Consider the following 12,409-nt stretch of genomic DNA (forward strand, 5'->3'; position numbering starts at 1 on the left):
CAAGTTGGCTCATGCAAGGTGCGGCAAGCGCGGAGGCATAGTGACTATTTTTTAAAACACACTTTATGTAGAAAACGAATGGGGAAGTAAAGCAAGTCGAAAACAAGTGTTTTAGTATTAAAAGGTATTCGTTTTTTTCTATTAGCACAAATTTTCCGGAAATAGGAAAATCAACAGACGTGTTATTTTAACTAATCAACTAGACAGAGGCTATCTAAGAAGCCGACGCAACGTCGATTTCTTGGATAGCCTCTGTCTTTTTTTGTATAGGTACGCTCTAAGATGTCATTTTAACTCGTTTGTTCGTCGTAGTCCATTTACCCCTCGTTGGGCTAATGACTAAGTCATTAAAAGCAAGTACATTCAAATCGCGTTGAATGGTGCGAGGTGTGATGCCAAACTCATCAACTAAATCCTGTGTTGTAACTGTTCCATTATCTCGGATGAACATATACATATCTTTAATTCGATTTAGCATCCGATCAGTAGTAGGTTTCATAAGTAACCACTCCTTTATCATCATATCTCTTGACTAGACCAGCGGACGACATGGGTGAAAAGCAACAGAATAATTGCAATTTACAGCCCCTTTTCTATTGTGTTGGTCAGCTAAATGTTATCTGACAATTTAATTATAATAGATTTTTATTGAAATTTCTATAATAATCAATTATTTTACAAAAGCTTAATAAAAAATTTCGATAATTTAACAAAGACGACAGCGCTAAATAAGTGTAAAATGAGAGTATTAAGCTATTATTGGAGGTCTAAACAATGAATTGGTTAGCATTAGCTGAAGAGAAAAAAGAAATGATTATTAGTGAGTTACAAGCATTAATTCAAATACCAAGTGTTTTGCAAGAGGATCAAGCAACTGATGAGATGCCTTTTGGTCCAAAACCTTTAGAAGCACTTAACCATTTGTTAAGCGAAGGAGAAAAAGAAGGCTTCATTACAAAAAATGTTGATAATATGGCTGGGCATATTGAAATGGGAGAAGGCGAAGATATTTTAGGTATTCTTTGTCATGTGGACGTTGTACCAGAAGGAAAGGGTTGGACGTATCCACCATATGAAGGTGTTGTTGCAGACGGGAAATTATATGGTCGTGGATCAATAGATGATAAAGGTCCAACTATTGCTGCATGGATGGCGATGAAGTTAGTGAAGGAATCGGGTATTAAGCTTTCTAAAAAAGTTCGATTAATTATCGGAACGGATGAAGAAAGTGGTTTTCGTTGTGTAACTAGATATTTTGAAAAAGAGCAAATGCCACAATTAGGCTTTGCACCGGATGCGGATTTCCCTATTATTAATGCGGAAAAAGGCATCGCGAGCTTAATCTTTACACAAACTGGCTCTACCGAAACGGAAACAATTCAATTTTTCCAAGCAGGAAAGCGAACAAATATGGTGCCAGATGAAGCATTTGCATTTGTTTTTGGTGGGCTTATTACGATTAAAGAAAAGTTCGATGCTTTTGCTAGTGAGCATGGCATTACAGGGGAGGTTGCACCACAAGGTCCCACAGTGAAAGTATTAGTACACGGAAAATCTGCGCATGCAATGGAACCAGATGCAGGTGTAAATGCAGCGATTCATCTTGCGAAATTCTTACAAACAATTAACTTAACACCTCATTCAAAAGCGTTCGTCGACTTTTTAGTAGGAGGTTTTGGAGCTGAGAGTAGAGGACGTGCATTAGCTTTAAACTTTACAGATGAAGTTTCAGGAGATACTACATTAAACCCAGGTGTTATTCATTACGCACCAGAACAAGGATCTTGTACGCAAGTAAGTATGCGATATTCTGTTACGTATCCATTTGAAGAAAAGCTAGCTGCATGTAGAAAAGCCCTTCAAAATACGGGCATTACGTTAGATTTAGGCACTAATTCTAAGCCGCATTATGTCGATAAAGAGGATGTACTCATTAAAACGTTGCAAAAAGTGTATGAAAGACAAACTGGTGAAGAAGCAACACTTTTATCAATTGGTGGAGGAACGTATGCACGAGTATTAGAAAAAGGCGTTGCATTTGGTATGCTTTTCCCAGGCAGAGACGATTATGCTCATCAAGTGGATGAATATGTAGACATAGAAGATTTGATCAAAGCGACTGCAATTTATGCAGATGCAATAGTAGAGCTTGCAGGCACAACATCAGGAGAGGGTGAGTGAATATGGTGAAAATATTATGGAATGATCGAATTATAAATGAAGAAGATGTGAAAATTGGGTTTGAAGATAGAGGATACCAATTTGGCGACGGTGTTTATGAAGTGATTAAAATCTATAATGGCGATGTATTTACGGCTACCGAGCATATAGACCGTTTGTATGAAAGTGCAGATAAAATTCAATTAGTAATTCCATATACAAAAGACGTATTGCACAAAATGTTATATGAGTTAATCGAATTAAATGAAGTGAAAAATGGACAAATATATTTGCAAGTAACGCGTGGAACAAGCCCGAGACAGCATAACTTCCCGACTCCAGCAGTTGAATCTGTCCTGACTGCTTATACGAAAGAAACGAATCGTCCATTATCACAGTTGCAAACAGGAGTGAAAGCTTGCTTTGTGGAGGACATGAGATGGTTAAGATGTGATATTAAATCATTAAACTTGCTTGGAAATGTTCTTGCAAAACAAGAAGCAGTGAGTAAAGATTGTTTTGAAGCAATCTTACATAGAGGGGAAGTTATAACAGAAGGTTCTTCATCCAATATGTACGGTATTAAAAATGGCGTTTTATATACCCATCCTGCGAATAATTTAATTTTGAATGGCATTACGAGAAGAGTTATTTTCGCTTGCTGTGAAGAAATAGGAATGCCTGTTGTGGAAGAAGCATTTACGAAGCAACAAGCACTTGAAATGGATGAGTTTATCATGTCATCAACGAGCGCAGAAGTTATGCCGATCGTTTCGATAGATGATCAAATGATTGGAAGCGGTACACGTGGACAATGGACGGAAAAATTACAACAAGCTTTCGAGAAAAAAATCCCTGTATCTGTTGGTATATGAGCACGCATTATTTTATAGCTATCAAAATACCTGCGCATGTGGCGAGTGCTATTTTAGAAGCAAGAGCAAAAACAAATTTGCATGAAACACATAAAACATTGCCAGTAGCAGAAGATTTGCATATTACACTACATTATTTAGGGCATATGGAGCAGCATGTATTGGATCAGATGATTCAATCGTTGCAAGCGATCGACTCGGTTCCGTTTGAACTATGTACAAAGGCTTTGGCTCATTTTGGCAGCGATAGTACGCCAAGAGTTGTCTATGTAGCATTAGAGGAAAGTCATTCGCTTTCGTCATTGCAGAGGCAAGTGGTACAAGTAGTGTCAGACTTTCAAGAAGTCGTTCATTCGAAAGAATTCACTGCTCATATTACAATTGCGAAAAAATGGGCATCAAATGCTGTGTTGTTAACGGACGAATTTTCGTTGGCAACACAAGCTTTTCATGCAGAGAGTTTTACGATATATAAGATAAACCCGAATAGCACTCCTCGTTATGAAGAAGTGCGTTCAATACCACTAAGGAGGGTAAAATAATGGCCCAACTTGTAAAGCTTCAGGATTATATTTCTCGCTATCAAATTGATTTAAAAAGATATCCAACTCAATTTGTTCGTTTGAAAAAGCAACAATGGGAGCGCACAAAAGATGAATGGGAAAACGGTACGTTGGATTCGAAATGGATGCAAATGGAGGAAGAGGTAGAAGAACCAGAAAAGAAATCATTCTTCTCCAAATTTCTCAATCGCAATAAAGAAGAGTCTGTTTCAGAGGAACAGGATTGGCAAGAAACGGAGCTATTAGCGGAGGAAGATGCGATTCCTGAGGAAACAACGACACTCCATTTTGAACCAAATATCGTATATAAGCCGCAATCAAAAGAAGAGCTTAAACGAATGTATATGGATCAGCTTTTTCATTTTCAATTAAAATGGGCTAGCTCTACATTACGTGAAAAGTCTTATGTAGATCCAAAATATATGCGAGACACATTATTGCGTTTGTTTACGCAAGGACTCCCGGATAATTATTTTTTGTTTTATTATCCTATCTTAAAATTAAAAAAAGCGCCTATTGAGCTAGATATTATTCTTGTGTTGCCTACTGAAATAATTTGTATCGTAGCACTGGAAGCAGAAAAATTAGACGCTTTCATCGGAAATAGCGAACGTTTTTGGCTTCGCAAAAGTGGCAAACAAGAAATGAAAATATTAAGCCCGATTATTAGTTTGAATCGCATGGAATCCATTGTGACGCAAATTTTTCATAAAGAAGGTATTGAGCTGCCTATTCGAAAAGTAGTTCTTTCTAGAAATGGTTATATCGATTATCCAGGTTCTGCTTATAATGTTCAATTAGTCGATGCGAGAAAATTTCCAGAGTGGTTTGCAGCGATAAAAACGTCGCCATCTCCTATGAAGCATATGCAATTTAAGGCAGCGCAGTCGATTCTTGATTTAGTACAAACAACCTCTTATTCCAGAGCAGGTTGGGAAGTAGATAGCGAGGATTGACATGAATAAAGTGGTGTTTATAATTAATAAGCATGCTGGTAATGGGCGTGGAAATAAAATTTGGGAAGCATGGAAAGTTCATATTTCGTTTCCTTATGATTTCCACGTAACGGAAAGACAAGCACATGCAACTGAACTTGCGAAGCGATGTGCCGAAAGTAGCAAGGAACCGCTGCTGATCGTAGCAGTCGGTGGAGATGGAACGGTTCATGAAATAATTTCTGGAGTAATAGGATACGACCATGTTCGAGTTGGAGTTATTTCCGCAGGCAGTGGAAATGATTTTGGCCGAACATTTTCGGTTTTTAAAACAGTGGAACAATTGCATCAGTATGTGGAAAGCTCCTTTTTGTTGGAGCAGATGGATGTCGGGTTTTTACATGATAAGCAAAACGAGTATCCCTTTATTAATAATGCTGGATATGGATTTGATGCGAAAGTAGCTTATTCCTCCAACCATTCTAAGTGGAAAAAACGGTTAAATACATATGGTTTAGGGAAATTAACGTATATTTTATATTTGGTGAAAGAATTATTCATATTTAGACGGTTCTCCTTTTCCATTCAAACTGGAAATACAGTAGAAAATTTTCAAAATGTCTGGTTTTTATCTGTATGCAATCAGCCATTTTTTGGCGGTGGAATGAAAATTTCTCCTAGCTCCAAACCAAATGATCAATTAATCGAAATGACCGTAGTAAGTAATTTAGCAAGGTGGAAGTTATTATTAGTTTTTGGTACTGTATTTATGGGCAAGCACACAAAATTTAAAGAAGTGAGACAGTTCCAAGCAGAGCATTTTACGATTAAGATGAATGATCAAGTATACGGCCATGTAGATGGGGAGTTTTCTTGTATTACGAACGTAGATCAATCGTATTTATTTACAGTGAAGCCGACAGCTTGGAATCTAGCAAAACAACAGGAAAAAAGGAGTTAGTGTAATGAGGTTAAGACATAAACCGTGGGCAGAGGAATTTTTACAAGCTCACCCTGAAATAGTAATTTCCAATCCAGAAAGTTTAAAAGGAAAATGGGATACGGAGTTTAGCAATACGAATCCACTTCACATCGAAGTCGGTACAGGTAAAGGACAATTTGTAGTAGGTATGGCAAAGCAAAATCCGCACATCAACTATATTGGCATAGAATCGTATGATAGTGTGATCGTTTCAGCACTTGAAAATGCGTTAGAGGCGCAACCGCTTCCGAATTTGCGTTTACTTAAAGTAAATGGCGTACATTTAGAAAACTATTTTGCAAAAAATGATGTAGACAGAGTGTATTTAAACTTCTCTGATCCTTGGCCAAAAATTAGACATGCGAAAAGAAGATTAACGCATGAAGGGTTTTTAAAAATTTATGAATCCGTATTAGTAGATCAGGAAGAAATTCATTTTAAAACCGACAATCGCGGATTGTTTGAGTATTCATTAACGAGTATGTCAGCGTATGGTATGTTAATAAAAGACGTGTCACTTGATTTACACGCAAATATGCCAGAAGACAATATTATGACTGAATACGAAGAAAAGTTTTCTGCGAAGGGGCAACCGATATATAGAGTAGAAGCAAAGTTTCTATAAAGAAATGCGGAAGCGCCTATGTCTGCCCCGACAGGCACGTTCTTCTGCGACGAGTAACCGCAGGAGCACCTTTTCACATTTGACCCCTAGGGGCTAGGCGCTGTAGCTAGACAATGACTAAGTATGAAAGCGTATACTTTCTTATTTAGCTAGAAAAAGGGGGATGGGCGTATGGACAAGTTCCAATTTCACGAAATGTCTTTAACATGGCTTAAAGGCGGTATGACATTCATGGACGGGGGAGCCATGTTTGGTGTTGTGCCAAAACCTTTATGGGAGAAAAAATATCCTGTAAATGAAAAAAATCAAATTGAATTACCGACGGATCCTTTATTTATTCAATATAAAGGGAAAAATATTTTAATGGAGTCTGGTGTTGGCTTTGGCAAAATGTCTGAAAAACAGCTTCGAAACTATGGTGTTACGTATCAATCAGAAGTAGAAGATGATTTGGCGGCACTTGGAGTTTTACCAGAAGAAATTGATATGATTATTATGACACATATGCATTTTGACCATGCTTGTGGATTAACGAAGTGGAATGACGAGCAACTTGTTTCTGTTTTTCCAAATGCGCAAATTTATGTGTCAGATGTTGAGTGGAATGAAATGAGAAACCCTAATATTCGTTCTCGTAACACGTATTGGAAAGAAAATTGGGAGCCAATCGAATCTCAAGTTGTGACATTTACCGATTCTATCGAAGTGTTAGAAGGTATTGAAATGATTCATACAGGTGGACATAGCGATGGACATAGTATTGTTTTATTTAAGCAGAACGGGGAAACAATTATCCATTTAGCGGATATTATGCCAACCCATGCGCATCAAAATCCTTTATGGGTATTGGCGTATGATGATTATCCGATGACTTCTGTATATGCGAAAGAAAAATGGGTAAATGAAGCACTGCAAAATAAGTATTGGTTTAGTTTTTATCACGATGCTTTTTATCGTATGATCAGATGGTCAGAGGACGGGAAAGAAATTGTGGAAAAAGTAGAACGCACGCGTTAAAAAAATAAACCACCAAATCTGTTTCATTCGATTTGGTGGTTTTGTTTATAAGAATAACTTAGAAGAGGAGGTTGTTAACTTTGAATAAAATGAAAAATGGATCTGATCAAATTGTACTGGCCGCAATCGAAACGATTGAGGAAGTGGATTTTCTGCTCATATCAGAGTTGACAGTATGGTTTGTTCTTTCTGGTTATCTGGAAATTACGCGAAATAGTTCGGATATTTTGATTCGGACAGGCGATATTTTTGTTTTTAATAAAGGGGATATTGTTCGTGTGATTAGCAGTGAAGAGAATGCAACCCTCACGGTGAAAATTCTAACTAATGAGTATCAAGCGGAGTTTCCGCCATTTAAGCTTAATATTCCACTATCGATGGTGTACAAAAAAGATGGCTATGAGCATATGAAAAATAGTATGGCGTATTTGTACCTGGAAATGATTTATCCGAAAGATGGTTCTGATTATATAATCGAGGGATATTCAAAACATTTAATCGGATTGTTATACCGATATCTTGGCTCAGTAGATGAAAAGGAGCAAGCGGAGGCTGCTTCGGACAAAGTGAAAGAAATTATATCGTATATCAATGTCAATTATTCGGAGAAACTTAGCTTAGATGAGATTGCTGAAAAATTTTATAGCAGCAAATACTACTTGGCGCATTCCTTTAAAAAGCAGTTAGGAATTTCAATCGGAAACTATATCAAAGAGGTACGGTTGTTTCATAGCTTTCGAATGTTAGAAAGTACGAGTAACAAGATTGTTACGATTGCTCTAGCTAACGGCTTTCCCAATATCCGCTCATTTAACGAGGCATTTAAAATAAGATATAAACTAACACCTGCTAAATTTCGAGAAGAGAGTCAAATAGCGACGGTGCAAAATAGAACCAATGGAGCGCTGCCTCAAGATGTATTAGCTTTACTATCGCCATATGTGCCCTTAGGAGAATTACCGGGTGCTGTATCTATTGCGATGGATCGAATCGAGGTTCAAGTGGATTTACATAAAACGATTGGCCGATATTCAAAGGTCAATCATGTACTAAAAGTAAAAGGCGAACTAGTGGATAGCCGTTTACTCGAAGTGCGCGAGCGCCTTGGCGTGAAGTGGGTAGCAGTCATGCATATTTTCGAAAAGGTCGATGTGCAGTTGAACGAAGGCAAGCTTGTTTGTTCATTTAGAGAGTTGGATCGAATGTTGAAGCAGATTGTGTCTGCCGGTATGTTTCCCTATCTTCAATTTCAATCCACGGATTTTGATGTTTGGGAGCAACGAGGTTTTCATAATAACGAATCGTTTCAAACGGTGATCACTGAACTACATCTCCATCTGCAGCGAAATTATATGACAAACCAGGACTGGATGTATGAATTTCGCTGTTTCTATGAATTAGAAAATAGCGGAAAGTTATGTCTGCCGCTAGTTGATGCCATTCCAACTTTTGCAAGTTATAAGAACGTTATCGTTCATTTTCCTATGCTGCCGGAAGATGCGGTTTCGCTCGATAAGGACTGCAATAATGTAATTTATTGTATCGATGACAGGACACGAATGCGCAAGATTTCACTCGAAGCTGCGCTTAACCATCTATTCGATGAGGCCTACATTCGGGTCATTAGTAAGAATGCGAACATGAAAGCGCAGAACCTTATTTTGGACCGAATGTTAGTTTATGAACATGATGATTATCTACACGCCTATTCGGATTTAGCGCAAGCAAACGCAAGTATTTGGCAATACATAAGCTTAATGAATCAACATGAAATTGCAGGTCACTTTTTCCCTCCGCTGTCGCTCGACTCGGCTAAGCTGTTTGAGTATTTTCCAGAAGAGCTGGCGAGTAAGTTATCATTATGTACACTGGATGGGCGTTACAAGGACAATTGGTATGCTACTGAGTTTGTGAGTCGCTTATATGAAGAGCTTGTGTTCCAAAGTGATTCGTGTATCGTGACAAAGAGGCAAGAAAACTACCGTATCTTAACCGTTTATCCAGAAGAAGAGGTACATCAGATTATCAATCAAAAAAGTGAACAATTTGAATTAGATTGGCATAAGGCAAAAAGTCCATATATTTTTGTAAAGCTTGAACTAGAAAACCTGGAAGGGACATATCGATTGATCAAGCAACAATTGACGCCTGAGCAGGTAGATCAGCGATTGGATCTTGCTGAACTAAGGAAATGCGAAAAGTTGTCTTTTGATGATATTGCCTATTGGAATGCAATCAATCGACCTTCGAGAAGTAGTGAACATTTGAAGATAAAGGGACATTACACACTTGAATATGAGGTTCCGCTATTCGGAATCGTTATGATTGAACTAGAAAAAATCGATCTCTAATGGTAATTGTTGCTTTAGGGCTTTCGTAAAAAGTCGGGAAACCGCAATATTCAGCCTTTTTTTCGGCAAGTTCCACATAGTCTAAATGTAAGCGCTATATTAAGGTTAAAAGGACAGAAGAAAAACTGGAGGGTATTGGCATGTTAGACTATTTCAAAACCAAACAAGCACATAAAAATGAAATCGTACAAAAAGTGAAGGAAGCTAATGATCAGCTCCGAGAACGAAAACAGGAAATTAAGGCTATGCCGGAAGCGGAACGCAAAGCGGCGATCGAAACCGATAAACGTTTGCGAAAAGAACAGGAACGGCAAAGAAAAGAACAATTGAAATTATTGAGTGGTACAGATAGAAAAGTAGCGAAAAAAGAAGTGAAATTATACAAGAAAATTAAAAACAGACCGAGGCGTATTGTAGGTTGGTCGGTTGTTGCAGTACTATTACTAACGACTGGTTTAACTGTAGGACCAACCGTTACAAGCACACTCGAAACGATAACGGGTAAACATATTACAATTGACACAACAAGTACGGAGGCTATCAAGGCTAGAGAATCTGCCGATGTTATTGCGGAAGAAATTGCAAATGAAGGCGTCGTTTTATTGAAAAACGAAAACAATTCACTTCCATTAGCAGATAAAAAAGTAAACGTATTTGGTTCTACTGCATTTAGTTTTAAATACGGCGGGGGTGGTTCCGGTGCTTCAGACCAAACTCGTGCTATAAATTTATTTGATGCGCTTAAAGATGCAGGAATTAACTATAATCAGGAGTTATATGACTACTACGTGGGCTTACCAGAATTAAAAGGTGCATCAGGTAATTCTGAAACAGGTATTGTACAAGTCGTTAAAGGGATGTTAAGTGGCGATGATGCAGCTGGTGAACCAGATGTAACAGATACAGCGCTAGCTCAAGCGAAAGAGTACTCTGATAATGCGATGATTATTATTCAAAGTGAAGCTGTAGAAGCATCAGATGTGAGTAGTGATCAATTAAAGTTATCAGATGACATGCATGATCTAATTAAAAAAGTAGCGGAGAACTTTAGCAATGTTACGATTGTTGTAAATGCTGGGAACACTTTAGAATTAGGAGTAGTTGATGAGTATCCAAGTATTCAGTCGGTTCTTTGGGTTGGAACGCCTGGACCGTTTGGGACAAATTCACTTGCTAAAGTATTATCTGGTGAACTAAATCCTTCGGGGCGTATTACGGATACGTATGTCTATGACGTTTCCACTTCACCAGCGAGCGAGAATTTTGGGGATTATCAGTATGAGAATTTAGATAAAGCTTATATTAATTATGAAGAAGGAATTTATGTAGGGTATAGATTCTATGAAACATTCTATCAAGGAAATGAAGAAGGCTATAACCAAACCGTTCAATATCCGTTTGGTTCTGGTCTAAGTTATACAACATTTGATTGGAATGTCGTTGGTCAACAACTCAATAATGATTCTATTGAATTAAAAGTAGAAGTTAAAAATACCGATAAAGTAGCGGGTAAAGATGTCGTTCAAGTGTATTATTCTGCACCCTACACACCAGGCGGAATTGAGAAATCTGCAATTAACTTAGCGACTTTTGAAAAAACAAAATCACTAGAGCCAGGAGAGTCTGAAGTATTAACGATCAAGTTTGATACAAGAGATATGGCTTCTTATGATATGGTAAATGAAAACTACATTTTAGAAAAAGGAACATACCAAATTAAACTTGGTAAAAATGTTCATGAAATTGACAGTACATTGGACTTTGAATTACCAGGAGACATTGTATACGAAGTAGATGCTGATACAGGGACAACGTATACGAATCGTTTTACGCAATCAGAAAACGAATTAACAGTTCTTTCTCGTAACGATTGGGAAGGAACCTACCCAACAGATAAAGAGGACTCAAAAATTGCGTCAGCTAAAGTGATTGAAAGAGTTCAAGGAGATGGGTTCATTGACGATGTTGAAATGCCTACGACAGCTGCCAACAATGGACTTAAATTAGAAGACTTAAAAGGATTAGATTACGATGATCCTAAATGGGATGCATTCTTAGACCAGTTCACTGCAAAGCAAATGATTAATTATGTAACAAGAGGTGCTTATCATACAGAAGCAATTGACGATCTAGGTATTCCAAAAACAATTTTAATGGACGGACCTGCTGGATTTAGTTTCTTCTTCAAGAAATTTGAAGCGGGCGCTTATCCAACTGAAATCGTCATTGCATCGACTTGGAACAAAGAATTGGCGTACGAGATGGGAGAAGTCGTCGGAAAAGAAGCGAAAGCTTACGGAATTCACGGCTGGTACGCTCCGGGTCTTAACATACACCGTACAGCACTAGGTGGAAGAAACTTTGAGTATATGTCTGAGGATCCTGTATTAAATGGTGTGATCGGCGCAAATATGACGAAAGGTGCACAAGACCAAGACGTTACGGTATTCATGAAACACTTTGCGATGAATGACCAAGAAACAAATGCACGTTCAGGAATTCTCGTATGGGCTGATGAACAAACGATCCGTGAAATTTATTTGCGTCCTTTCGAAATGACTGTAAAAGAAGCTGGTGTAACAGGTGCAATGTCTAGTTTCTCTTATATTGATGGAAAATGGGCAAACCCAGAACTATTAAATGGCATTCTACGAGATGAGTGGGGCTTTGAGGGCGTCGTTTCTTCAGATGCAGTATTCGGATTTATGGAATCACAAAAAGCCATTATATCTGGGAATGATTTAATGTTGGATATTTTCTCAACTCCAAAAAATAAAAAACGTTTAGAAAAGGCATATAAAGAGCATCCGGAAGCAGTTACAGTAGGCCTACGAACTAGTATGCATAACACACTATATGCAACACTTAAAACGTACCTTTATAACTAACAAGTATTTTTGA

The 12,409-nt window shown here is 37.8% G+C and carries 10 protein-coding genes; 9 read left to right on the forward strand and 1 reads right to left on the reverse strand.

What is annotated here, in order from left to right; genetic code table 11:
- Positions 1–277: 277 nt before the first annotated feature.
- A complete protein-coding gene (locus tag RUH95_RS03900; protein ID WP_313891525.1) occupies positions 278–499 on the reverse strand; it encodes a DeoR family transcriptional regulator in 222 nt (73 codons plus the stop codon).
- Between the two features lie 275 nt (positions 500–774).
- Between RUH95_RS03900 and pepV the strand changes: the two genes are divergently transcribed.
- The 9 genes from pepV to RUH95_RS03945 all read left to right on the forward strand — a co-directional run bounded on the left by pepV (position 775) and on the right by RUH95_RS03945 (position 12,396).
- A complete protein-coding gene (pepV, locus tag RUH95_RS03905; protein WP_313891526.1) occupies positions 775–2,181 on the forward strand; it encodes a dipeptidase PepV in 1,407 nt (468 codons plus the stop codon).
- A gap of 2 nt (positions 2,182–2,183) precedes the next feature.
- Complete coding sequence (gene dat, locus RUH95_RS03910) at positions 2,184–3,035, forward strand: D-amino-acid transaminase (RefSeq protein WP_313891527.1); 852 nt, start codon at positions 2,184–2,186, stop codon at positions 3,033–3,035.
- Positions 3,032–3,577, forward strand: coding sequence for an RNA 2',3'-cyclic phosphodiesterase (gene thpR, locus RUH95_RS03915; RefSeq protein WP_313891528.1), 546 nt, complete (start codon positions 3,032–3,034; stop codon positions 3,575–3,577). The genes dat and thpR overlap by 4 nt, the downstream gene beginning before the upstream one ends.
- Positions 3,577–4,554: a nuclease-related domain-containing protein gene (locus tag RUH95_RS03920; protein ID WP_313891529.1), complete on the forward strand. Its 978-nt coding sequence runs from the start codon at positions 3,577–3,579 to the stop codon at positions 4,552–4,554. Before thpR ends, RUH95_RS03920 begins: the two co-directional genes overlap by 1 nt.
- Position 4,555: 1 nt before the next feature.
- A complete protein-coding gene (locus RUH95_RS03925) occupies positions 4,556–5,494 on the forward strand; it encodes a diacylglycerol/lipid kinase family protein (RefSeq protein ID WP_313891530.1) in 939 nt (312 codons plus the stop codon).
- Between the two features lie 4 nt (positions 5,495–5,498).
- A complete protein-coding gene (trmB, locus tag RUH95_RS03930) occupies positions 5,499–6,140 on the forward strand; it encodes a tRNA (guanosine(46)-N7)-methyltransferase TrmB (RefSeq protein ID WP_313891531.1) in 642 nt (213 codons plus the stop codon).
- A gap of 171 nt (positions 6,141–6,311) precedes the next feature.
- A complete protein-coding gene (locus RUH95_RS03935) occupies positions 6,312–7,157 on the forward strand; it encodes a YtnP family quorum-quenching lactonase (RefSeq protein ID WP_313891532.1) in 846 nt (281 codons plus the stop codon).
- Between the two features lie 89 nt (positions 7,158–7,246).
- Complete coding sequence (locus RUH95_RS03940) at positions 7,247–9,508, forward strand: helix-turn-helix transcriptional regulator (protein ID WP_313891860.1); 2,262 nt, start codon at positions 7,247–7,249, stop codon at positions 9,506–9,508.
- Positions 9,509–9,648: 140 nt separating this feature from the next.
- Complete coding sequence (locus RUH95_RS03945) at positions 9,649–12,396, forward strand: glycoside hydrolase family 3 N-terminal domain-containing protein (protein WP_313891533.1); 2,748 nt, start codon at positions 9,649–9,651, stop codon at positions 12,394–12,396.
- Positions 12,397–12,409: the final 13 nt, after the last annotated feature.

The sequence above is a fragment of the Psychrobacillus sp. genome, from assembly GCF_032154225.1.
Lineage (GTDB): Bacteria > Bacillota > Bacilli > Bacillales_A > Planococcaceae > Psychrobacillus.